Here is a 22,503-nt window from a genome sequence, read left to right as displayed (position 1 = left end):
CACGGAGCCTAGATCGGCGAGGCACCGCACTACCTCCTGCGTTATGGGACCGTGTCCGATCCCACACTGGTTCGCGACATTTCGTCCTCGTTAACGCAAGGAGTCTATTTCAGGTGATTCACAGCTTGTTCATACTATTGGCAGACTCTAGCCGGGTGTACGAGGCGAGATTGGTCCTTAATGCTCAGTTTGAGTAGGGTACTGGCCGGCCTGATCACGCCGACGCCCGGCCCCGGCCGGACCTGATCACGTGGCTGACCGGCCTCAACCGGGCAGGTGGCGGCCGATCGACGCCGAACGCACCGCGATCCGGGCGTCCCGCCGGGCACTGCGTACCGCCCGGCCGACCGACCTGCGGCCACGGTCCACCGACCGCAGCCCGTCGTCGACGGCCCGCCGCGCCCGCCACCCGACACCGGGACGGCCCTGCGTGTCGACCGCCGCCAGCAGCAGACCGCCGAACAGGCCGATGTTCTTGAGAAAGTGGGTCTGCTGGTTACGGCGGTCGGCCGGATCGTCGACACTCCAGAATGGATGCCCGGCGATCGTGGTCGGCACCAGCGACGCGGCCAGCACCGCCGCCGCCGGCCGGGTGCACCGGCCGGTGGCCAGCAGCAGCCCGCCGGCGAGTTGTGCCACGGCGTTGACCCGGACCAGGGTGCGCGGATCGGTGGGCAGCCGGGAATCGACCTGTTCGATCAGCGGCGTGACCCGGTCGGTGACCGGCTTCGCCTTCGCGACGAGCGGCTCGGGCTTGATCAGGTTGCGGATGCCACTCACGACGAAGATCCCACTGAGCAGGGCGCGGGCCGCGGAACGCACGGGAGTCATGACACCTTCATACCCTGGTGGGTGGTTGGCTACCCACCGAACTGTCGCATGACCCCGCTACAGTCCCGAGCCATGTCCGAGGTGGTAACCGACAGCCGGTGGAGCACCGAGCAGGTGCTCGCGCTCGCGCCGGACGCGTCGTCGCAGAAGGCCGGCCGGGGCCTGGCCACGCTCCAGAAGTGGCATGACATCGGTCACGACGGGGGCGGTGAGCAGCCCGGGGGCGTCTGGGGCCTGTGCAAGGGCAGCGGGTCCAAGCCCTACCAGACCTGCGTCGACCTGGCCGAGCCCGCCTACCGGTGCTCCTGCCCCAGCCGCAAGTTCCCGTGCAAGCACGCCCTCGCCCTGCTGCTGCTCTGGGCCGACGGCAAGCTCGCCGCGGGCGAGCCGCCGGAGTGGGTGCGGGAGTGGCGCGACTCCCGGGCCGCCCGCGTCGAACGCGCCAAGACCCGCCAGGCGAACACCGGCCCCGCCGACCCGGCCGCCGCCGCCCGCACCGCCAAACGCCGCGCCGACCGGGTCACCGCCGGTCTCGACGAGCTGGACACCTGGCTCGCCGACCAGGTCCGGGCCGGCCTCGCCGGCGCCGGCCAGCACGGCTACAAACACTGGGACTCGATGGCCGCCCGGCTCGTCGACGCCCAGGCCTCCACCGCCGCGTCGACGGTCAAGCGGCTCGCCGGGTTCGCCGTCGGGCAGCCCGCCGACGCCCTGCTGACCGAGCTGGCTCTCCTGCGCATGCTGGTGGCCGGGCACCGCCGGCTCGACGACCTGCCACCCGGGCTGGCCGCGACCGTACGCCAGCACGTCGGCTACCCGACCAGCACCGAAGAGGTGCTCGCCACCCCGGCCACCCGCGACAAATGGTTGGTCCTCGGCCGGCAGGACGAGGCGGCCGACAAGCTGACCGTACGCCGGGTGTGGCTGCGCGGCCGGCAGAGCGCCCGGCCGGCCCTGGTGCTCGCCTTCGCCGCGCCCGGCCAGGCGTTGAACGCCGACCTGGTGCCCGGCACCGTCATCGACGCCGACATCTGCTTCTATCCCGGCGGCGCGCCGCTGCGGGCGCTCGTCTCCCAGCAGCACGGGGTCACCGCCGGGTCGGGCACCGGCGACGTGTCCGGCTCGACCGTCGCGGCCGCCCTCGACGACCACGCCGCCGCGCTGGCCGCCGACCCGTGGCTCGACCGCTGGCCGGTGCTGCTCGACGACGTCGTGGTCGCCGTCGCCGACGGGCGTTGGCACGTGATCGACGCCGCCGGCGACGCCCTCCCGCTCCAGTCCTCGGTCGAACCGTGGGTGCTGGTCGCCGTGGCCGGTGGCCGCCCGGTGCGGGTGGCGGCGGTGTGGACGCCGACCGGACTGCAACTGATGACCGCCTGGCTGGACGGAAAGATGGTGGCGCTGTGACCACGGCAACCCCCGCCTGGACCGAGGTGATGTCGACCGCCCTGGTCGGCACCGACCGGACCGGCCCACCCACCTGGGTCCCGCCCACCGCCCCCGACCCCGCTTCCGGGCTGCTCGAGGTGGCCGCCCTGCTCGCGGTTTCGCGCCGCGCCGGGCGGACATCGGAGCGCGAGATCGCCCGCCCCGAACCCGCGGCCGACGAGGCCCGGCCGACGGTCGGCAAGGCCGCCGGAAACCGCCTGACGAGACTGCTCGACGGCAACGTGTTCGACGCCGACATCCGTGGCGAGTTGATCCGCGAATGGCTCGGCCTGGCCGCCGGGCGCGGGCTGGTCGCCCCGCCGCAGTCGCTGCCGGCGCTGCTCGACGCCGGGCGGGCCAGCCGCGAACTCCGCTCGCTGGTCGCCGTGGTCGGCGGCAACCGGGCCCGCTGGCTCGCGGAGCAGCGTCCGAGCTGGGGCTACCTGCTGGAGGAGGCCGACGACCCGGACGAGGTCGACCTCACCGAGGAGTTCGACTATCCGTACGAGGAGACGGCCGCCCCGCCGTCCGCCGCTGCCGTCGCCTGGGACGAGACCCGCTGGCAGGAGGGCAACGCCGGCACCCGGGCCGCCCTGCTCGCCCGGGCCAGGCGCGGCGACCCGGATGCGGCCCGCGAGCACCTGATCGCGGCCTGGTCCAAGGAACCCGCCGCGAACCGGGAACGGTTCATCGCCACGCTCGCCGTCCGGCTCGGACCGGGCGACGAGGAGTTCCTGGAGAAGGCCCTCGACGACCGGGCCAAGGCGGTCCGGCAACAGGCCGTCCGACTGCTCGCCCGGCTGTCCGGTTCGGCATACCAGGAACGGATGGCACAGCGGGCCCGGGCCGCCGTACGCCTCGACGACTCGGGTGGGTTGATCATCGAGCCACCGGCCGAGGTCGATCCCGCGATGGTCCGGGACGGTCTGTCGGCCGATCCCGGGAACGGTGCCGGGTACGGCAAGCGGGCCTGGTGGCTGGAAGCGCTCGTCGCCGCCACCCCGCTGTCGACCTGGCGGGACTACGCACCGGACCCGGCGACCTTCCTCCTGAGCCGGCCGGACGCCGACGGCTGGGCGGAGAACCTGATGCGCGGCCTGGCCCGGGCGGCGGCCCGCGAACGCGACGTCGAGTGGGCCCGGCAGTTGCTCGCCGCGCCATCGGCGAAGGCGCTGCTCCGGCCCAGCTACGGCGTCCGCCCGGCGGAGGGCCTCTACGAACTGCTGCCGCCGGCCGAGCTGAGTGAGCACGCCCGCAATCTGCTCACCGACGACAACGCCAGCCAGCAGGTCTACCAGTTGCTCATGATGTGCCCCGCGCCGTGGCCGGCCGACCTGGGCACGGCCGTACTCGACCGGGTCGTCGTGCTGATCACCCGCCAGCGGCAGGGCTACCGGGCGGATGCGCTCTGCCAGCTGGCCACCAGGAAACTGTCGCCGTCCGCCGCCGCCGAGGTCGCCGCCCGGGCCGCGGCACTGCGTGACGACGAGACCCAATACACCTACGAGCGGGCCATCGAGCGGCTCGCCGAAGTCCTGTACTTCCGCCAGAAAATGATCGAGGAGCTTGCGTGACCACGTCCACCCTGCCCCCAGCCGTGTTGCGCCAGCACGCGGAGCAGCAGTTCGCCGACGAGTTGGCCATCCTCGCCAAGTCCGACGACCGGCCCCGCCCCCGGGGCTGGCAGCTCTCCCCGCAGGCCGTGGTGACCTACCTGCTCGGCGACGGCGACGAGATCACCCCGAAGTACGTCGGACCGCGCCGCCTGATGGAGGTGGCCGTCGCCACCCTGGCCACCGACCGGGCGCTGCTGCTGCTCGGCGTGCCCGGCACCGCGAAGACCTGGGTCTCCGAGCACCTCGCCGCCGCGATCAGCGGCGACTCCACCCTGCTCGTCCAGGGCACCGCCGGCACCGCCGAGGAGGCGATCCGGTACGGCTGGAACTACGCCCGGCTGCTGGCCGAGGGACCGTCGCGGGCCGCCCTGGTGCCGAGCCCGGTCATGCGGGCGATGGCCGACGGCCGGATCGCCCGGGTCGAGGAACTGACCCGGGTGCCGTCGGACGTGCAGGACACCCTGATCACGATCCTGTCCGAGAAGACGCTGCCGATCCCCGAGTTGAGCGACGAGGTGCAGGCAACCAAGGGCTTCAACATCATCGCCACCGCCAACGACCGCGACCGGGGCGTCAACGAGCTTTCCTCGGCGCTGCGCCGCCGCTTCAACACCGTCGTCCTGCCCGTGCCGGCCACCGCCGACGAGGAGGTCGAGATCGTCACCCGCCGGGTCGCCTCGCTCGGCCGGTCGCTTGAGCTGCCCGAGATGTCGGCCGCCGTCGACGAGATCCGGCGGGTCGTCACGATCTTCCGCGAGCTGCGCGGCGGCCTCACCGAGGACGGCCGCACCAAGCTCAAGTCGCCCAGCGGCACGTTGTCGACCGCCGAGGCGATCTCCGTGGTCACCAACGGCATGGTGCTCGCCACGCACTTCGGCGACGGCGAACTGCGCGCCGACGACGTGGCCGCCGGCATCCACGGTGCGGTGGTCAAGGACCCCGCCGCCGATCCGGCCATCTGGCTGGAATACCTGGAGACCGTCGTACGCGAGCGCGACGGCTGGCGGGACTTCTACCGCGCCGCCCGGGACGCCGGGTGACCGGCTCCCCGATCCTGCTCGGTGTCCGGCACCACGGCCCGGGTTCGGCGCGCGCGGTGCGCCGGGCGCTGGACGCCTACCAGCCCGACATCGTCCTCATCGAGGGTCCGCCCGAGGCGGACGCCCTGGTGGCGCTCGCCGGCCAGGACCAGATGCGGCCACCGGTGGCGCTGCTGGCCTATCCGACCGAGCTGACCTCCCGCGCACGTACGGCGAAGACCGCCGCCACCACCGGCGGACCGGTCACCGCCGTGGCAACCGTGGCCGGACCGGCCGCCGGAGCCCCGGACGGCTCCGGCGCACCCGACGGTTCCGGCCAACCGGGGTCGGGCGGGCCGGCCGACGACGCCGACCCGTCCGACCCCGACACCCGGCCGGGTGGCGAACCCGCGTCCCGGGCGGCCTTCTGGCCCTTCGCGGAGTTCTCGCCGGAGTGGCAGGCCCTGCGCTGGGCGGTCGGTCGCGGCGTGCCGGTACGGTTCTGCGACCAGCCGGCCGCCCAGCAGTTCGCGACCGTCGGCGGTGACCTCGGCGCGGAACGCGACGACCGGCGTAACCCGATCGTCGAACTGGCCGAGGCCGCCGGCTACCCGCGCCCGGAAGACTGGTGGGAGGACGTCGTCGAGCAGCGCCTCGACGTGTCCTTCGCCGGTGACGACGAGTTGAGCCGGGCGCTGGCACCGTTCGAGGCGATCGCCGAGGCGATGGCCGAGGTACGGGCGGCCGCGAATCCGCGGACCGGATCGCACGCGGCCGAGGAGGAGCGGCGCGAGGCGCACATGCGTACCGCGCTGCGGGCCGCCTGTCGCGAGTTCGAGCGGGTCGCCGTCGTCTGCGGTGCGTGGCACGTGCCGGCCCTGACCGCGCCGCTGCCGCCGGCCGCGCAGGACGCCCGGATCCTGCGCGGCATACCCAAGGCGAAGGTCAGCCTGACCTGGGTGCCGTGGACCCACGGCCGGCTCGCCTCCTGGCGCGGCTACGGCGCCGGCGTCACCTCACCGGGGTGGTACCACCACCTCTTCACCACCGAGGACCACACCGTCGCCCGGTGGTTCGTGCAGGTCGCCGCCGTCCTGCGCGACGAGGGGCTTCCGGTCTCCAGCGCCCACGTGATCGAGGGCGTCCGGATGGCCGAGACGCTCGCCGTCGTCCGGGGCCGGCCGATGCCCGGCCTGCCCGAGATCACCGAGTCGGTGCGGGCCGTCCTCTGCGACGGCGACGACCTGCGGGTCGAACTGGTCGACCGGCGGTTGGTGGTCGGTGACCGGCTCGGCGCGGTGCCCGACGAAACCCCGGCCGTACCGCTGCTGCGGGACGTGGCCGCCACCCAGAAGCGGTTGCGGTTGCCGGCCGAGGCGCTGGCCCGCGACCTCGATCTCGACCTGCGCAAGGACATCGACCGGGAACGCAGCCGGCTGCTGCACCGGCTGCGGCTGCTGGGAGTCGACTGGGGACGGCCGGCACCGGCCCGGCGCGGCAGCGGCACGTTCTGGGAATCGTGGCATCTCGGCTGGGAACCCGGCTTCGCCGTCGACCTCATCGAGGCCAGCGCATACGGGCTCACCGTGGCCGAGGCCGCCGGTGCCCGGGTCCGGGAGAAGGCGGCCCGGTCGACGAGTCTCGGCGAGGTGACCGCGCTGGTCGAGCAGTGCCTGCTCGCCGACCTGCCGGCGGCGCTGGACGACGTGCTGGTGGCGCTCGACGCGCGGGTCGCCCTCGACACCGACGTCGCGCACCTGCTCGCCGCGCTTCCGCCGCTGGCCCGTACGGTTCGTTACGGCGACGTGCGCGGCACCGACCTCGGGGCGCTGCGGTCGGTGACCGGCGGCCTGGTCGTCCGGGCCTGCGTCAACCTGCCCGGCGCGCTCGCCGGACTGGACGACGCGGCGGCCCGCGAGATGCGCAAGCACGTCGACCTGGCGCACACCGCCATCGGGCTGCTCGCCGAAGCGGCCCAACCCGGCCCGTCGGCCACATCGGACGGCCTGGTTCAGGCCACATCGGACGGCCCGGCCACATCGGACGGCTCGACCGTTCCGGCCACATCGGACGGCGGACGCTCCGGCGGGGCGGCCGACGGCGGCGACCTGCGCGAGCGCTGGCTGGGGGCCCTCGACCGGGCCGCCAACCGCGACGACCTGCCCGGACTGCTCACCGGTCGACTGACCCGGCTGCTGTTCGACGCCGGCCGGCTCGACGCCGACGAGGTCGGCCACCGGATGGCGCTGAACCTGACCGTGGGCGTGCCACCGGCCACCGCCGCGGCCTGGGTCGAGGGTTTCCTGGCCGGCGGCGGGCTACTGCTCGTCCACGACCCGCGCCTGCTGGCGCTGGTCGACGGCTGGCTGACGGCGATCCCGGGGGACGTGTTCGTCGAGATCCTGCCGCTGCTGCGACGTACGTTCAGCCAGTTCGAGGCGCCGGAGCGCCGGTCGATCGGGGAGCGGGCCCGGGCGTTGGAGAGCGGCACGCCGGTCACCGCACCGCAGGCCGAGGCCGACCTCGACCCGGCCCGGGTCGCCCTGGTCGTGCCGACCGTGTCCGCCCTGCTGGGCTGGGCGCCCGTTCCCGACCAGGAGGTGACCGTCCGATGAGTACCGAAACCCAACAGGAGCGGATGCGCCGGTGGCGGCTGGTGCTCGGCGGTGATTCCGACGCGACCGGGCAGAAGCTGAGGGGTGACGACGTGGGCATCGACGCCGCCCTCGCCGCGCTCTACGGCGGTGCCGGCGCCGGTGGTTCGGGTTCCCGCAAGGGTGGTCTCGGCGGCTCGGCGCCGAATGTGGCCCGTTGGCTGGGCGACATCCGCACCTACTTTCCGTCGACCGTCGTACAGGTGATGCAGGCCGACGCGGTCGACCGGCTCAACCTGACCCGCCTGCTGCTCGAGCCGGAAATGCTCGAAGCGGTGGAGCCGGACATCAACCTGGTCGGCACGCTGCTGTCGCTCAACCGGGTCATGCCGGAGTCGACCAAGGAGACCGCCCGCCAGGTGGTCGCGAAGGTCGTCGCCGACCTGGAACGACGGATCGCGCAGCAGACCCGGGCCGCGGTGACCGGCGCGCTCAACCGGGCCACCCGGATCAACCGCCCCAAGCACCGGGACATCGACTGGGACCGGACGATCCGCGCCAACCTCGCCCACTACCAGCCCGAATACCGCACCGTCATCCCGCAGCGGTTGATCGGCTACGGCCGGCGGTCGACCGCGGTGCACCGTGATGTGGTGCTCTGCATCGACCAGTCCGGGTCGATGGCGGCGTCGGTGGTCTACTCGAGCGTGTTCGCCGCGGTGCTCGCGTCGATGCGCGCGTTGCGTACGTCGATGGTCGTCTTCGACACCGCCGTCGTCGACCTGACCGACAAGCTCGCCGACCCGGTCGAGGTACTTTTCGGCACCCAACTCGGTGGCGGAACCGACATCAACCGGGCGATCGCCTACTCCCAGGGCCTGATCAGCCGGCCGAAGGACAGCATCTTCGTGCTGATCAGCGACCTCTACGAGGGCGGCGTACGCGACGAGATGCTGCGCCGGGTGGCGGCGATGACGGCCGCCGGGGTGCAGGTGATCGTGCTGCTGGCGCTGTCGGACGAGGGGGCACCGGCGTACGACCACCAGAACGCCGCCGCGCTGGCCGCGATGGGGGTGCCGGCGTTCGCCTGCACACCGGACGCGTTCCCGGAGCTGATGGCCGCGGCGATCGAACGGCGTGACCTGCGCAGCGTCATCGAACGGCTCCAGCCGCCCGGCTGAGCGTCCTGTTCGGACCTGGCCGCCGACTCCGCAACCCGCGGGGCCGGCGGCCGCATGTCTCCGCGCTAGCCCGGCTGCGTACGCAGGTAGCGGCCGAAGTGCGGGACGGTGAACGCGACCGTGCCCCGTTCCCCGGAGTAGATCAGCCCCTTCTTGATCAGGGCGTCCCGGGCCGGGGAAAGGCTGGCCGGCTTGCGGCCCAGCGAGCGGGCCACGTCGGCGGTCGGCACGGCGGCGTCCAGGTCGTCGCTCTGGGCATCCTCCACCCGCGCCAGCCCGGCCATCGCCCGCATGTAGTCGCGTTCGGCCGGGGTGGCCCGTTCGAACCGGGAGCCGAAGAAGCCGACGGCCAGTTCCGCCTCTGCCTCGGGCGCCGCCACCCGTACGTCGGCGGCCGTGATCGGCGATCGGGGCGCATGGTCCCAGGTCGCCTTCCCGTACGCCTGCACGAAGTACGGGTATCCGCCGGACTTCTCGTAGAGCAGGTCCAGTGCCTTCGGCTCGTACGCGACGTCTTCCCGCTCGGCCGGCGCGCACAGCGCCCGGTCGGCGGCGATCCGGTCCAGCCGGTCGATCCGCTGGTAGCGGAAGAGGCGTTCGGAGTACGACTTCGCGGCTGACAGCACCGCCGGCAGATGTGGCAGGCCGGCCCCCACCACGATCAGTGGCGCGCCGAGTTGGGACAGTTCGTGGCAGGCGGCGCAGAGCGCCGACACGTCGGCGGCGCCGAGGTCCTGCATCTCGTCGATGAACAGCGCGACGCCGGTGCCGACGTCGGTGGCGACGCTGGCCGCGTCGGTGAAGAGCTCGACCAGGTCGATCTCGATGTCGCCGGAGTCGGCCCGCCCGGTCGCGGCCGGCACGTCGATCCCGGGTTGCCAGCGGTCCCGTAGCCGGGGTGCGCTGCTCCGGCCACCGGCCGGTGGGTTGGCCCGGAGCGCGAACGCCTTCAGTACGCCGAGGAACTCGTCGATCCGGTCCGGGGCGCGGTGGTGCGGGGCGAGTTCGCGGATCGCCATGTGCAGGGCGGCGGCGACCGGCCGGCGCAGCGACTGGTCCGGCCGGGCCTCGATCTTGCCGGTGCCCCAGAGCCGGCCGATCGCCTGCGACCGCAGGGTGTTGAGCAGTACGGTCTTGCCGACGCCGCGCAGGCCGGTCAGGACGAGGCTGCGTTCGGGGCGGCTCCGGGCGACGCGTTCGAGCACCACGTCGAACACTTCGAGTTCACGGCCGCGGCCGGCGAGTTCGGGTGGGCGCTGGCCGGCGCCCGGCGCGTACGGGTTTCGGACCGGGTCCATGCATCGCACGGTATCGGCATGTCTAGCGCGAACCCTAGATGTGCGTAGATCGGGGTATCGGCGTGTCGAGCAAAAGATAGGGCCGTCTAGCGTCAACGCTAGACGGCCCTATCTTTGGTAATTCAGCGCTTCTTGAGGCAGAGCACGTAGTCGGCCGCGTCGATCGGGTTGTCGTGGGTGTAGTTGGCGTCCGAGTCGGGGTCGCCGAAGATCGGGTCGGTCTGGCACTTCTCGCCGTCGGTCGTGAACGGGATCCGGGACAGCACCTCGTACGTGTTCGGGCCGCACGGCACCTTGCGCAGTTCGGCGTCCTCGGCGCTCCCGTCGTTCACCACGCAGTCGCCCTTGGCGAAGGTGCCGCTGTCGCTCGACGGCGACGCCGAGGGCGACGGCGAGGCACTCGACGACGGCTCGCCGGTCGGGTCGACCGGTGCGGACACGGTCGGCGTCGGCCCTGCGCTCGGGTCCGGGTCTTCGTCCGAGCTCAGCAGCCACCAGACGCCGACACCGCACAGCGCGAGCAGCAGGAGCACCACCAGGCCGATGATCAGGGCGATCTTGCCGCCACCGCCCCGCCTCGGCGGGGGCGGCGTCGGCTGGTATCCGACCGGGCCGGGCTGCCCCCACTGGGCGGTCGGTGGCGGGGGCGGATACCCGCCGCTCACCGGCTGGCCGTACGGGTCCGCGGGCTGGCCGTACGGGTCACCCGGCGGCGGAGGGTAGGACGAGGGCGGCGGAGGGTACCCACCCGGACCGCTGGTGGGCGGTGGCGGCGGGTAGCTCCCGTACGGCGGCTGCTGGTTGTACGGGTCATCTGGCTGGCCCGGGCCGGGTGGACCGTAGCTCGACATGATCTCCCCAAGATCGAAGGGCGCTCCGCAACCGGCGATTCCCCGGGTTGCCTACGCACCGTAGCCTGCGCGCCCCCGGCTACCCACCCGTGGTGATCAGTCCATGGTGGGTCGCCCGGTGCATGAATTCGTTTCTACGCCATTGGTGCAAGCCCGACGTCCCAACAATACGGATCAATCGGGCGTCACGACTGGTGGCTGGCGGGTCGGAGGCTCTGCCGGCCTCCGACCGCTCAATCACGGATAGTCAGCGCTTCTGGAGGCACAACACGAAGTCGAGCTCGTCCAGCTCACTGTCGAAGTAGTACCAGTCCGAGTACTTGCCGACCCCGACCTCACGGCCGCACTTGGCCTTCGCGTCCGCCGACCCGTTCGTCTTGCCGTTGATGCGGCTCAGCACGGTGTAGGTGCCCTGGCCACACTCGACGATGACCAGAGTCGGCTTCTCGTTCGTGCCCTCGTTCTTGACGCACTGACCGTTCTGGACCTGGTCCAGCGGGTTGTCCGAGCCGGGCGCGGCGCTCGACGGCGCCGGCTCCGGCTCCGCGCTCGGGCTTGGGCTCGTCTGGGCGCCGGTCGGATCCGCGCCCGAACCGCCCTCCGGCTGGGTCGTGGCGCCGGTCCCGACGACGTCGGGCTCCTTCTCGTCACCTCCGAGGAGCGTCCACGCGGCTACCCCGCCGCCCCCGAGGACCAGGACCGCGAGCACCGCGACCAGGGCGATCAGCGGGCCCTTGCTCTTGCGGGCCGGCGGGACGGGAGCGGCCTGCGTCCAGACCGGCTGCGGCTGCCCCTGCGGACCGAACTGCGGCGGTGGCGGGTAGGGCTGCTGGTCGAAACGCTGGGTACCGCCGACCGGCTGGGTCGGTTCGCGGTAGTCGTGATAGCCGGGATCGCCGGCCGGAGAACCGGTCGCGACGGGCGGGGTGGACACCTGCGCGTCCGGCCCACCCCACGGGTCGGACGGCTGCCCGTACCGCGGCTCGTCGGGCTGGCCGGCCGGCCACTGCGGTGGCTGACCGGGGTTGGGCCCGCCGGGCGGTCCGTAGTTGGACATGAACGTTCCTCCTGGCACGAGAGGTCGAGACGGGCCACCCGTACGGGACGGCGGTGTACGACGCCACCGTAGCGTGACCCCTCGATACCCCCACCTCCCCTAAGTGCGCCAAAGCCGCGGTGTCCGCCCGGTTCGCCCGAAGTGCCGTGGCCGCTCGACCCGGGTTGTCGGCAACCTGACGGCCCTTGATCGCGTACGTCACACCCCCGGGCGAGCGGTGCCCCGGTCTAGCCTCCGGCGGTGCTGCTCACCCTCGTGGTCACCGGATCCGGCGCCGCGCTCGGCGCCCGCCTCCCGTCCCTGATCCGCCGCTACTCAACCGCACCGCCGCCGGCACGGTCGGTGACCGCGGGCGTCACGGCGGTCGCGTTCGGACTGCTCGCCGCGAGCCTCGGTGCCGATCCCGTCCTGCCGGCGCTCCTCGGCATCGCCGCCGTCGGCGTGGTCCTCGCCTTCGTCGACCTGGCCTGCCTGCGGCTGCCGGACCCCCTGGTGCTCACCATGCTGGGGGTAGCCATCGGCGGCCTGGCCGGCGCGGCCTTCCTGACCGGCACCGGTGCCGGGCTCGTACGCGCCGCCGGGGCCGGCGCCGCCTGCCTCGCCGGCTACGTCGTACTCGCCCTGCTGCCGGGCTCCCGGCTCGGCTTCGGCGACGTCAAGCTCGGTGGCGTGCTCGGCCTGCCACTGGGCTGGCTCGGCTGGGACACCGTCCTGTCCGGTGTGGTCCTGCCGTACCTGCTCGGCGGGCCGGTCGCCCTGGCGCTGCTGCTCACCGGCCGGATCGCCCGGGACACCCCGCTGCCGTTCGGGCCGGCCCTGCTCACCGGCGCCCTCCTGGCCGTCGCCCTGACGGCGTGAGCCACCCGGGCCGACGTCAGAGCAACCGGAGCTGGCGGTCCTTCGGCCGGCGCGGCTCGGTGTCGCCGAGCCGTTCGAAGAGGCCCGAGTCGATCGCGTCGAGGAACGGCGTCGGCCGGCACTCCCGCTCCCCGCCGTGCCGCATCCGCCGAGCGGTGTGGCTGACGTAGAGGCGGTTCTGCGCGCGGGTCAGACCGACGAAGAAGAGCCGGCGTTCCTCGGCCACCTCGTCGTCCGACGGCGTGGTGCCCGGCCAGCGCATCGGCAGCAACCCGTCCTCGCAGCCGACCATGAACACGACCGGGAACTCCAGTCCCTTCGCCGCGTGCAGGGTGAGCAGGGTGACCGCCTCGGCCCTCGGGTCGAGGGCGTCGACCTCGGCACCGGTCGTGACCTGGGCCAGGAACTCCGGCAGGTCGTCGCCGCAGCGCTGGGCGAGCGGGGTCAGCAACTCGACCGCCGACCAGACGTCCTCGGGACTGGCCGTACCGGATCCGTCGAGCGTCGGCGCGGTGAACCGTTGTGCGAGCACCTGGCCGGCCAGCCGTACCCGGGCGGCCAGCGATCCGCCGAGCCCGTTCTCGTGCCGCAGCTCGCGGATGATCGCGGCGACGCCGGCCCGGTCGCGGAGCCGGTCGTGGGACCGCTTCTGCACCGGTATGCCGGCCCGGGAGAGCGCGTCGACGACGGGGGCGGCCTGCGCGTCGGTGCGGTAGAGCACCGCGATGTCGGAGAACGACACGTTGGACACCCGGCCGTCGATCCGGCCGGAGTCCAGCGACCGGTGGGACACCCCGCCGACCAGCTCGTCGACGGTGCGTACGACGAAGTTGGCCTCGTCGACCACACCGGCCGCCGCGTAGCGGCCGACCAGCGGCGCCTCCGGATCGAGGCGGGCCGGATCGAGGCGCCGGCCGCGGACCAGCGACGACGGGGCGATGGCCTGGACCGCCGCGGCCAGGATCGGCGCCGACGAGCGGTAGTTGCGGTTGAGACGGACCAGCCGGGCCTCCCGGAAGTCCTCCGAGAAGCGCAGGAAGTAGCCGACGTCCGCACCCCGGAACGAGTAGATCGCCTGGTCGGGGTCGCCGATCGCGCACAGGTTGCCGTCCGGTGGGCTGAGCAGGCGCAACAGCTCGTACTGGTCGGCGTCGACGTCCTGGTACTCGTCCACGAAGATCCACCGCCACCGGTCGCGGTAACGCTCGACCAGTTCGGCGTCGTCGCGCAGCAGGGCCAGCGGCAGGGTGACCAGCTCGTCGAGGTCGACCAGATCCTGGGCCCGCAACAGGTCGGTGTAGGCGGCCTCGTCGTCGCCGGCCTCGGCCCTGGCCTGGGCCCGGTCGGTGTCGTCGGCGATCCGGAAGTCGGGCGGCAGCCCCGCGGCCTTGGCGTTCTCCCGCAGCAGCGCCAGGCCCAGCGAGTGGAACGTGGCGACGGTGACGTCCTCGGCGACCGGGCCGAGCAGCCCGTCGAGGCGGGCCCGGAGTTCCTCGGCGGCCCGCCGGGTGAAGGTGATCGCCAGGCAGTGCTCCGGGTAGACGTTCAGCTCGGCGCAGAGGTAGGCGATGCGGTGGGTCAGCGTACGCGTCTTGCCGGTTCCGGGACCGGCGACGATGAGCAGCGGCCCGCCCGGTGCCGACGCGGCCACCCGCTGCATCGCGTCGAGCCGGTCGAGCAGCCCGGTGCCGACCTCCTCCATGCCGGCCAGCATCGGCTCGAACGGCTCGTGCGGTGACGGCGGTGGCGGGAGCGGCGGCGCGGCGGCCGGCTCGGGCTTGGCCTTGGCGGTCTTCGCGGTCTTGGCGGCGTTCGGGGCCTTCGCGGCGTTCGCCTGGGCGGTCGCCGCCCGCCGCCGGGCCGCCGCCTCCGCCGGTGGCCGCTGCTGCGGCACCGGTACGTCGAACAGCGTCTGCGCCTGACCGGCCCGGTCCAGCTCACCGGGCTCGAAGAGCCGGATGACGCCGTACTCGCCGTCGAAGCCGGGGGTACGGCGTACCTCGCCGCGCCGCAGCCGGCCGATCGCCTCGGCGAGCAGTTCACCGCCGGTCTGCCCGATGTCGTCGACGGGGACGGTGGTCAGGATGTCGAGTTCGGAGCCGAGCGCGGCGACGAGGGTGTTGAGCTGGCCCTCGACGGTCTTCGACTTCGGGCCGACCCCGTTGATCTCGCCGACGATCTCGGGCAGCGCGACCAGGTGGGTGACCTGGCGGGCGTGGGCGGGCACGTGCCCGTCCGGCCGGTCGGCCAGCTCCTCGACCCGGCTGAGTACGCCGACGGTCAGCGGCTTGCCACACTGCGGGCAGCGGCCCTCGGCCGCCCGGGTCTGCTCGGGTTGCCAGTTGACACCGCAGTTGCGGTGCCCGTCGGCGTGGTATTTGCCCTCTTCGGGAAAGAACTCGATCGTGCCGTGCAGCCCGTCGCCGGTGCGCATCGCCTCACGTACGGCGTAGTAGTCGAGGTCGGTCGCGAACACCGTCGCCTCGCGGGCCAGCGCCGGCGGCGAGTGGGCGTCGGAGTTGGACACCAGCTGGTACCGGTCCAGGCTGGACACCCGCCAGTTCATCGCCGGGTCGGACGACAGACCGGTCTCGACGGCGAAGATGTGGTCGGCCAGGTCGGCGTAGCAGTCGGCGATCGCGTCGAAGCCGGACTTGGAGCCCAGCGCCGAGAACCACGGGGTCCAGATGTGGGCGGGGACGAGAAAACCGTCCGGGCTGGCCTCGAGCGTGATCTCCAACAGGTCGCGCGAGTCGAGGCCGAGGATGGGCCGCCCGTCGGAGGCGATGTTGCCGATCCGGGCGAGCGCGGTGTTGAACCGGGCCACGGCGTCGAGATCGGGCAGGTAGATGAGGTGGTGCACCTTGCGGGTGCGGTCGTCGCGCTTGTAGATCGTGGAGATCTCGACGCTGAGCATGTAGCGCACCGGGTTGGCTTCGGCGACGCTGGCCAGCCGGGCCGGGAGCTTACGGGCGATCTCGCGCTCGGCGTCGCGGCTGAGCCGGTAGAGCCCGGGCTCGGCCGGCTGGAGGCTTTCCCGGAGGTGTTCGTACCAGGCGGGGTGGGTGAAGTCGCCGGTGCCGAGCAGGCTGACACCCTTGCGCCGGGCCCACCAGGCCAGGTTCGACATGTTGAGGTCGCGGCTGCAGGCCCGCGAGTATTTGGAGTGGATGTGCAGGTCCGCCACGAACGGCCCGGTGGCCGTGGGGGAGCCGCCGGGGGGTGCAGCGCTGAACGGAAGCACGCCGCATCAAATCACGCGCGCGTCGGGCAGCGGTGGGCGCCACGCGCGACCGTGACATGCACTATCCCGTCAGGTTACCCGTCAGTGCGGTAGATCAAGGACAAATCACCCGACAAAAGAGGCATAGGGGGCACGATGTCTCCTTGATCGCCGCGCCGCGCCGCGCCGCGCCGCGCGGCGCGGCGCGGCGCCCGTTCGGGGATCAAGGACTGCGTAGCTCGATCAGGCTGATCTGGGGCGGGGCGCCGACCCGTACCGGCGGTCCCCAGAAGCCCGCACCGTTGGTGACGTAGACCTCGGTGCCGTCGACGTTGCCCCGGCCGGAGACCACCGGCTGCTCCAGCCCGACCAGCAGGTTGAACGGCACGATCTGGCCGCCGTGGGTGTGCCCGGACAGTTGCAGGTCGACCCCGTACTTCGCCGCCTCCTGCGCCAGCACCGGCTGGTGGGCCAGCAGCACGACGGGACGGTCCGGATCCCGGTCGCCGAGCGCCCGGTCGAAGTCGGGGCCGCCGGTGGCGCCCGTACCCTCGCCCGCCGGGTCGTTGACGCCGGCCACGTCGAGCACCCCGCGCGGCGTGACGATCTCCCGGCGCTCGTTCTCCAGCACCTGCAGACCCAACCGGTCGACCTCGGTGACCCACTCCTCCGCACCGGCGTAGTACTCGTGGTTGCCGGTCACGAAGAAACTGCCGTGGCGGGCCCGCAGATCCGCCAGCGGGGCCGCCGCCGGCCCGAGCTCCGCGACCGGCCCGTCGACCAGGTCGCCGACCACGGCCACCAGGTCGGCGTCGAGCCCGTTGATCAGATCCACGATCCGCTGGGTGTGCGCCCGGCCGAGCAGCGGCCCGATGTGGATGTCGGAGACGGTGGCGATCCGTAACCCGTCCAGGGCCCGGGGGAGCCGGGCGAGCGGGATGCTCACCCGGTCGATACGTGGCGGGCCGAGCGCGGTCGACACGCCGTACCCGGTGAGGCCGGTGGCGGTGAGGCCGGCGAAGATCGCGGCGCCGCGGGCGAGGAGCAGCCGGCGGGCGGGATCGTGGCCCGGCTCGGCCGCGGGCGGAGCGGGCGGTGCGGCGGGGGCCGGCGGTTCGGCCGGGCCGCCGCCCACCAGGGCCGGTTCGGTGACCAGGGACTCGGTGGCCGGTTCGGTGTCGGCCGGTCCGGTCGGCGCGGCAGCCGGTCGGCGGCGCAGCGTCAGCCGGGCGACGAGCATCGGAATCTCGAGCACCAACATCACGACGAGCAGATAGAACATGACGGCGAGCCACAGGTAGCCCGGCCAGACCAGCCAGACCAGCCACGTCACGCCGGACCGCGACGTGACCAGGGTGACCGGTACGAGCACGGCCAGGGCGAGCGCGGCCACGCTGCCGACCTGCCGCCACCGTCCCCGGCGGGTGGTGTCGCGGACCAGCCGTTTCCACAGATAAAGGTGGATCAGGCCGGTGACGACCGCGATCGTCCCCGCGAAGCCGATGACGGCCATGGAATCCAAGCCCTCCTCAGCCGCCGGCGAACGGCGGCAGGACGTCGACGGTCACGCCCGCCGGAAGTGGTGCTAGACGATCATGCCAGGCGGTTCCGTCGACCAGAAAACTCGCGATCCCCAGTACGTGGGCCAGCCGTTCCCCGTGCACGGCCGCGAGTACGTCGACGAGTTCGTCCAGCGACCGTACCGCCGCGAGGGTCTCCTCGGCGGTGCCCGCCGCAGCCCGTGCGGCAGCGAAGTAACGCACGGTGAGCTGCGATTCCGCCACCCTCAGCCGCCGATCGCCGACATCGGGCGGGCCGGTTGCAGGAACGTCGGGTCGTCGATGCCGTGGCCGGCCTTCTTGCCCCACATCGCGGCCCGCCACCGGTCGGCGAGTTCGGCGTCGCCGGCACCGGCACGCAGCGCCGCGCGCAGGTCCGTCTCCTCGGCGGCGAAGAGGCAGGCGCGTACCTGCCCGTCGGCGGTCAGCCGGGTGCGGTCGCAGTCGCCGCAGAACGGCCGGGTCACCGTGCCGATCACGCCGACGCGGGCGGAGTGGCCGTCGACCAGCCAGGTCTCGGCCGGCGCACCGCCCCGTTCGGTCGGGTCGGGGCGCAGGGTGAACCCGGTCCGCAGATCGGCCAGGATCTCCTCGGCGGTCACCATCTCGGCGCGGTTCCAGCCGTGCTGCGCGTCGAGCGGCATCTGCTCGATGAACCGCAGTTCGTAACCGTTGGCGAGGGCGAACCGCAGCAGGTCGACGGCCTCGCCGTCGTTGATCCCCCGCATCAGCACGGCGTTGACCTTCACCGGTGTCAGGCCGGCGGCCGCCGCGGCGGCCAGTCCGGCGAGTACGTCGGGCAGCCGGTCCCGGCGGGTCAGTTCGGCGAAGCGGGCCCGGTCGAGGGTGTCCAGCGACACGTTCACCCGGTCGAGTCCGGCGTCCCGCAGCGGTCCGGCGAGCCGGTCCAACCCGATTCCGTTGGTGGTCAGCGACAGCCTCGGACGGGGGCTGAGCCCGGCCACGGCCGCCACGATGCCGACCAGGTTGGGACGGATCAGCGGTTCGCCGCCGGTGAACCGGACCTCGGTGACGCCCAGCCGCTCCACCGCGACCCGGACCAGCCGGATCACCTCGGCGTCGCCGAGCATCTCGTCGCGTGGCAGCCAGGCCAGCCCCTCGGCCGGCATGCAGTAGGTGCAGCGCAGGTTGCACCGGTCGGTCAGCGAGACCCGCAGGTCGGTCGCCGTCCGACCGAAGCGGTCGGCGAGCCCGGCCCGCTCGGGCTGCCCGACGGTCGTCATCGTCCGACGGTAGCGCGTCGCCGGTGCCCGCCGTAGCCGGTGTTCAGGCACGCAGGGCCGCCTCGGCGGCGGCCCGGACCGCGCCGGCGTAGGCGGCGCCGAACAGCGCGGTGTGCACCAGCAACAGATGCAACTGGTGTACGGGCACCCGCTCCCGCCAGCCGTCGGCCAGCGACCACACCTCGCCGTACCCGTCGATGATCTCCGCGAGGTGCGGTGCGCCACCGAAGAGCGCGAGCTGGGCCAGGTCGGTTTCGCGGTGCCCGCCGTGCGCCGCCGGGTCGACCAGCCAGGCCCGCCCGTCGGCGGCCCACAGCACGTTGCCCGGCCACAGGTCGCCGTGCAGGCGGGCGGGCGGCTCCGTGCCGCCGTACCCGTCGATCCCGGCGACCAGCCGCTCCACCAGGGCGACCTCGGTCGCGGAGAGCGCGCCGTTGTCGACCGACCGCCGCAGGTAGGGCAGCAGCCGACGCTCGGCGAACCAGGCCGGCCACGGCCCGGCCGACGGGGTGTTGTCCTGCGGCAGCGCGCCGATGAAGCCCGGCCACTCGGCGCCGAAGGCGGGCGCCCCGGCCCGGTGCAGCATCGCCAGTTCCCGGCCGAACCGGGCGGCGGCGCGGGCGGTGGCCGGTCCGGGCTCGACCCACTCGAGCGCCAGCAGGTCCGGCAGGGCCACGACCACCTCCGGTACGGGCACCGCGTCCGCCGCCCGCAGCCAGGTCAGCCCGGCCGCCTCGGCGGCGAAGAACCCCTCCGGTACGGGCGTGGTCGACCCCGGCGGCCAGGTCTTGGTGAACAGCGAGCTGCCGTCGTCGAGGGTGAGGCGGGACGCCGCGCAGATGTCCCCGCCACCCACCGGCGTCTCGCGAATCCGCTGGTGGGTGAGGAAGGTCGGCAGGTGCTGCGGGTGCGCCCGGAGGTAGGCCAGGTCCATCCGGGCAACCTAACCGTTGCCCAGCCAAATCTGTGCTCCCCAGGTGGTATCGCGGCGGCCGATTCGGGGGTAGAGAAGAGGTATGAGCGAGCGTAGTGAAGGAATCGGCAAGCTCAGATCGAATCATGGCGACCGCGAGCGAAGTGAGCAGGCGTTATGAACGAGATCGCGATCCGCCCGTACCGGCCCGCCGACCATGGAGCCGGCCGGAGTCTCTGCGCCGAACTGGCCACCCACCACGGCGTGCTCTACGCCGATCCGGGGCACGGCGGCGCCGACCCGGGTGCGGCGTTCGAGGAATACCTGACCAGGCTCGACCTGTCCGGCGTGTGGGTCGCCGAACACCCGGTCGACGGCGTGGTCGGCCTGGTCGGTCTGATCATGGACGGGTCGTCGGGACAGGTCGAACCGGTGGTGGTGGCCCGGACCCATCGCAGCCGGGGAGTCGGTCGCGCGCTGCTCCGCCGGGTCGCCGACGAGGCCCGCCGCCGGGGTCTGGACAAGCTGACGGTACGCCCGCAGGCCCGCAACGAGCAGGCGCTGCGCTGCCTGCACGCGGCCGGCTACGACGTGCTGTCCGCCGTCGAGCTGACCCTCGACCTGCATCCGGGTGGTGGCGGTGGCGACCGCGACGACGTCGCACTTCACGGGGTGCGGTTTCGGTCCTGAGCAGCGACAATACTCTGCGTGACTGTGGATGACCGGCGTGTCGTCCACAGGTGCGGGGCAGCGCATTCCGATCAACGGGCGGCCGGGCCAGGCTGCTCGGCATGACCCTGACCGATCCCCCGTCCCCGCCCGACCAGCCGCCGTCCACCGGCCCCGGCCCCGGCCCCGACGCCCGGTCCGGGCCGCCGCCGGCGCCGAAGCTCTCCGTGCGCTCGCCCGCCGACCTCCTCGCCGCCGTGCCCTACCTGATCGGGTTCCACCCGGCCGACAGCGTCGTGGTGGTGGCACTTCGCGGCTCGAAGATCGTCTTCGCGGCTCGGGGCGACCTGCCCGCGCCCGGCGCGTCCGCCCCGGCCCGGGACGCCACCGCCCGGCATCTCGCCCTGGTCGTCGCCAGGCAGCAGGCCGACAGCGCCATGATCGTCGGCTACGGTGCCGCGACCCGGGTCACTTCGACCGTCGAACTGGTCGGGACGGCGCTGCGTGAAGCCCGGCTGCGCGTGCTGGAGGCGCTGCGGGTGACCGAGGGCCGCTACTGGTCGTACCTGTGCGACGCCGTCGACTGCTGTCCCGCCGAGGGCACCGCCTACGACCCGGCGGCAACCGAGGTGGCGGCCGCCGCCACCTTCGCCGGCCAGGTCGCGCTCCCCGATCGGGCGGCGCTGGCCAACCAGGTCGCCCCGGTCGTCGGGCCGGCCCGCGAGTCGATGCGGCAGGCCACCCGCCGCGCCGACAACCGGCTCCGCGAACTGGTCGACGGGGCGGCTCCGCCGACGACGGCCGACCGGGTGGTGCGCACCGCGGGCGAGGCCGCCGTACGGGCCGCGATGACCCGGCACCGGGAGCAGGGGCGGCTCACCGACGACGAGCTGGCCTGGCTGACCGTGCTCCTGCCGCACCTGCCGGTCCGGGACCACGCCTGGGAACGCATCGGCGACGACGACTGGCAGGTGACGATGTGGACGGACGTGGTGCGACGGGTGGAGCCCGGACTCGCCGCCGCCCCCGCGAGCCTGCTCGCGTTCGCCGCCTGGCGGGCCGGCAACGGCGCGCTGGCGAGCGTCGCGATCGACCGGGCGTTGCACGCCGAACCCGGCTACTCCATGGCGCTGTTGATCGACGAGGCGCTGCAACTGGGAACCCCGCCCTCGATGCTCGCCGAGTGGCCACAGGCCGGTGGCCGCATGCCCCCTCGGCGTTCCGCCGGACCCGCACGCCGCCGGACCCGCCGCCGCCGGATCGGCACCTGACCGTCCCTACGTGGTGATCCGGTCCGGCCGGGTGTAGACGTTCATCGTGGTGCCGCGCAGGAAGCCGACCAGTGTCATGCCGGCCTCGGCGGCCAGGTCGACGGCGAGCGTGCTCGGCGCGGACACCGCCGCCAGCAGCGGAATCCCGGCCATCCACGCCTTCTGGGTCAGCTCGAAACTGGCCCGCCCGGAAACCAGCAGCAGATGGTCCCGCAGCGGCAGGCGCTGTTCCCGGAGTGCCCAGCCCACCACCTTGTCGACCGCGTTGTGGCGGCCGACGTCCTCGCGCAGCACGACGAGGTCCCCGTCCCCGGTGAACAGGCCGGCGGCGTGCAGTCCACCGGTGCGGTCGAACGCCCGCTGCGCCGCCCGCAACCGGTCGGGCAGCACGGTCAGCAGGTCCGCCGGCACCGTCAGCGGATCGGTGTCGACGGCGAACCGCGATCGGGTACGGATCGCGTCGATGCTCGCCTTGCCACACACCCCGCACGAACTGGTCGTGTAGAAGTTGCGGGACGGGTCGGTCTGCGGCTCCGGCAGCCCGTCGGCAAGCACCACGTCGACGACGTTGTAGGTGTTCGGGGTGTCGGTGCCGGCGCACAGTTGGGCGGTCACCACGTCGTCGGTGGCCCCGATCAGGCCCTCGGTCAGCAGGAAACCCATCGCCAGGTCGAGGTCGTCGCCCGGCGTACGCATCGTCACGGCGAGCGGGCGCCGCCGGTCGGGACCGGCCCGGCCGACCCGGATCTCCAGCGGTTCCTCGGCGCTGAGCGCGTCCGGCCGGCGCCGGGCGGCGGGTTGCGCCGCAGTGTCGATCCGCAGCACCGTACGCCGATCCGTCGCCCGTCCCATCCCGCCATCTTGCCTCGCCGGACGGCGTGCCGGCCCTGC

The 22,503-nt window shown here is 73.2% G+C and carries 18 protein-coding genes; 8 read left to right on the top strand and 10 right to left on the bottom strand.

Going from position 1 to position 22,503, the window contains the following annotated elements; genetic code table 11:
* Nucleotides 1-264: 264 nt before the first annotated feature.
* Nucleotides 265-831 (bottom strand): DoxX family protein, encoded by a 567-nt coding sequence (locus AB0I42_RS07525; RefSeq protein ID WP_357535090.1) that lies wholly within the window; start codon nt 829-831, stop codon nt 265-267.
* Nucleotides 832-903: 72 nt separating this feature from the next.
* On the opposite strand from AB0I42_RS07525, the gene AB0I42_RS07520 reads away from it, so the two are divergent.
* From AB0I42_RS07520 to AB0I42_RS07500, 5 genes are read left to right on the top strand one after another with little or no spacing between them, the layout of a single operon-like run.
* Entirely contained in the window at nt 904-2,238 is a 1,335-nt protein-coding gene (locus AB0I42_RS07520; protein ID WP_357535089.1) for an SWIM zinc finger family protein, read from the top strand.
* The gene (locus AB0I42_RS07515; protein ID WP_357535088.1) at nt 2,235-3,833 is read left to right on the top strand and encodes a DUF5691 domain-containing protein; all 1,599 of its coding nucleotides are present in this window, start codon (nt 2,235-2,237) and stop codon (nt 3,831-3,833) included. The genes AB0I42_RS07520 and AB0I42_RS07515 overlap by 4 nt, the downstream gene beginning before the upstream one ends.
* A complete protein-coding gene (locus AB0I42_RS07510; protein ID WP_357535086.1) occupies nt 3,830-4,915 on the top strand; it encodes an AAA family ATPase in 1,086 nt (361 codons plus the stop codon). The genes AB0I42_RS07515 and AB0I42_RS07510 overlap by 4 nt, the downstream gene beginning before the upstream one ends.
* Nucleotides 4,912-7,509, top strand: coding sequence for a DUF5682 family protein (locus AB0I42_RS07505; protein WP_357535085.1), 2,598 nt, complete (start codon nt 4,912-4,914; stop codon nt 7,507-7,509). Before AB0I42_RS07510 ends, AB0I42_RS07505 begins: the two co-directional genes overlap by 4 nt.
* The gene (locus AB0I42_RS07500; RefSeq protein WP_357535084.1) at nt 7,506-8,669 is read left to right on the top strand and encodes a VWA domain-containing protein; all 1,164 of its coding nucleotides are present in this window, start codon (nt 7,506-7,508) and stop codon (nt 8,667-8,669) included. The genes AB0I42_RS07505 and AB0I42_RS07500 overlap by 4 nt, the downstream gene beginning before the upstream one ends.
* 65 nt (nt 8,670-8,734) lie before the next feature.
* Here the strand turns inward: AB0I42_RS07500 and AB0I42_RS07495 are convergent, their stop codons facing one another.
* The 3 genes from AB0I42_RS07495 to AB0I42_RS07485 form a co-directional block, all read right to left on the bottom strand.
* On the bottom strand, nt 8,735-9,967 hold the full coding sequence (locus AB0I42_RS07495) for an ATP-binding protein (RefSeq protein WP_357535083.1): 1,233 nt from the start codon (nt 9,965-9,967) through the stop codon (nt 8,735-8,737).
* Between the two features lie 122 nt (nt 9,968-10,089).
* Nucleotides 10,090-10,518: a hypothetical protein gene (locus AB0I42_RS07490; RefSeq protein WP_357535255.1), complete on the bottom strand. Its 429-nt coding sequence runs from the start codon at nt 10,516-10,518 to the stop codon at nt 10,090-10,092.
* 547 nt (nt 10,519-11,065) lie between these two features.
* Nucleotides 11,066-11,875: a flagellar basal body protein FliL gene (locus AB0I42_RS07485; protein WP_357535081.1), complete on the bottom strand. Its 810-nt coding sequence runs from the start codon at nt 11,873-11,875 to the stop codon at nt 11,066-11,068.
* Nucleotides 11,876-12,115: 240 nt separating this feature from the next.
* On the opposite strand from AB0I42_RS07485, the gene AB0I42_RS07480 reads away from it, so the two are divergent.
* Nucleotides 12,116-12,733, top strand: a complete 618-nt coding sequence (locus AB0I42_RS07480; RefSeq protein WP_357535080.1) for a prepilin peptidase — start codon at nt 12,116-12,118, stop codon at nt 12,731-12,733.
* Nucleotides 12,734-12,749: 16 nt separating this feature from the next.
* Here the strand turns inward: AB0I42_RS07480 and AB0I42_RS07475 are convergent, their stop codons facing one another.
* The 5 genes from AB0I42_RS07475 to AB0I42_RS07455 all read right to left on the bottom strand — a co-directional run bounded on the left by AB0I42_RS07475 (nt 12,750) and on the right by AB0I42_RS07455 (nt 19,693).
* Nucleotides 12,750-15,977 carry a UvrD-helicase domain-containing protein gene (locus tag AB0I42_RS07475; RefSeq protein ID WP_357535079.1) on the bottom strand — a complete coding sequence of 1,076 codons (3,228 nt, stop codon included), beginning with the start codon at nt 15,975-15,977 and terminating at the stop codon, nt 12,750-12,752.
* A gap of 202 nt (nt 15,978-16,179) precedes the next feature.
* Entirely contained in the window at nt 16,180-17,469 is a 1,290-nt protein-coding gene (locus tag AB0I42_RS07470; RefSeq protein ID WP_357535078.1) for a metallophosphoesterase, read from the bottom strand.
* Nucleotides 17,470-17,485: 16 nt separating this feature from the next.
* A complete protein-coding gene (locus AB0I42_RS07465) occupies nt 17,486-17,746 on the bottom strand; it encodes a MoaD/ThiS family protein (protein ID WP_357535253.1) in 261 nt (86 codons plus the stop codon).
* Nucleotides 17,743-18,759 (bottom strand): GTP 3',8-cyclase MoaA, encoded by a 1,017-nt coding sequence (gene moaA, locus AB0I42_RS07460; protein WP_357535076.1) that lies wholly within the window; start codon nt 18,757-18,759, stop codon nt 17,743-17,745. The genes AB0I42_RS07465 and moaA overlap by 4 nt, the downstream gene beginning before the upstream one ends.
* A 43-nt stretch (nt 18,760-18,802) precedes the next feature.
* Entirely contained in the window at nt 18,803-19,693 is an 891-nt protein-coding gene (locus AB0I42_RS07455; protein WP_357535075.1) for a fructosamine kinase family protein, read from the bottom strand.
* Between the two features lie 156 nt (nt 19,694-19,849).
* Between AB0I42_RS07455 and AB0I42_RS07450 the strand changes: the two genes are divergently transcribed.
* Together AB0I42_RS07450 and AB0I42_RS07445 are read left to right on the top strand one after the other, a co-directional pair.
* The gene (locus AB0I42_RS07450; RefSeq protein ID WP_357535073.1) at nt 19,850-20,362 is read left to right on the top strand and encodes a GNAT family N-acetyltransferase; all 513 of its coding nucleotides are present in this window, start codon (nt 19,850-19,852) and stop codon (nt 20,360-20,362) included.
* 101 nt (nt 20,363-20,463) lie between these two features.
* A complete protein-coding gene (locus tag AB0I42_RS07445) occupies nt 20,464-21,612 on the top strand; it encodes a DUF4192 domain-containing protein (RefSeq protein ID WP_357535072.1) in 1,149 nt (382 codons plus the stop codon).
* A 6-nt stretch (nt 21,613-21,618) separates the two neighbouring features.
* Here AB0I42_RS07445 and fdhD read toward each other — a convergent pair whose 3' ends face one another.
* Nucleotides 21,619-22,464, bottom strand: coding sequence for a formate dehydrogenase accessory sulfurtransferase FdhD (fdhD, locus tag AB0I42_RS07440; protein ID WP_357535070.1), 846 nt, complete (start codon nt 22,462-22,464; stop codon nt 21,619-21,621).
* Nucleotides 22,465-22,503: the final 39 nt, after the last annotated feature.

The sequence above is a fragment of the Polymorphospora sp. NPDC050346 genome (assembly GCF_040655695.1).
GTDB classification, from domain to species: domain Bacteria; phylum Actinomycetota; class Actinomycetes; order Mycobacteriales; family Micromonosporaceae; genus Polymorphospora; species Polymorphospora lycopeni.
Note: the sequence above shows the minus strand (reverse complement) of the source record. Positions and strands in the feature narration are given on the sequence as shown.

What these genes read in the sequence shown, in the direction of transcription:
- moaA (WP_357535076.1), bottom strand. Translation starts at nt 18,759, where the DNA reads ATGACGACCGTCGGGCAGCCCGAGCGGGCCGGGCTCGCCGACCGCTTC.
- AB0I42_RS07485 (WP_357535081.1), bottom strand. Translation starts at nt 11,875, where the DNA reads ATGTCCAACTACGGACCGCCCGGCGGGCCCAACCCCGGTCAGCCACCG.
- AB0I42_RS07470 (WP_357535078.1), bottom strand. Translation starts at nt 17,469, where the DNA reads ATGGCCGTCATCGGCTTCGCGGGGACGATCGCGGTCGTCACCGGCCTG.
- AB0I42_RS07450 (WP_357535073.1), top strand. Translation starts at nt 19,850, where the DNA reads ATGAACGAGATCGCGATCCGCCCGTACCGGCCCGCCGACCATGGAGCC.
- AB0I42_RS07525 (WP_357535090.1), bottom strand. Translation starts at nt 831, where the DNA reads ATGACTCCCGTGCGTTCCGCGGCCCGCGCCCTGCTCAGTGGGATCTTC.
- AB0I42_RS07445 (WP_357535072.1), top strand. Translation starts at nt 20,464, where the DNA reads ATGACCCTGACCGATCCCCCGTCCCCGCCCGACCAGCCGCCGTCCACC.
- AB0I42_RS07495 (WP_357535083.1), bottom strand. Translation starts at nt 9,967, where the DNA reads ATGGACCCGGTCCGAAACCCGTACGCGCCGGGCGCCGGCCAGCGCCCA.
- AB0I42_RS07500 (WP_357535084.1), top strand. Translation starts at nt 7,506, where the DNA reads ATGAGTACCGAAACCCAACAGGAGCGGATGCGCCGGTGGCGGCTGGTG.
- AB0I42_RS07455 (WP_357535075.1), bottom strand. Translation starts at nt 19,693, where the DNA reads ATGGACCTGGCCTACCTCCGGGCGCACCCGCAGCACCTGCCGACCTTC.
- AB0I42_RS07520 (WP_357535089.1), top strand. Translation starts at nt 904, where the DNA reads ATGTCCGAGGTGGTAACCGACAGCCGGTGGAGCACCGAGCAGGTGCTC.
- fdhD (WP_357535070.1), bottom strand. Translation starts at nt 22,464, where the DNA reads ATGGGACGGGCGACGGATCGGCGTACGGTGCTGCGGATCGACACTGCG.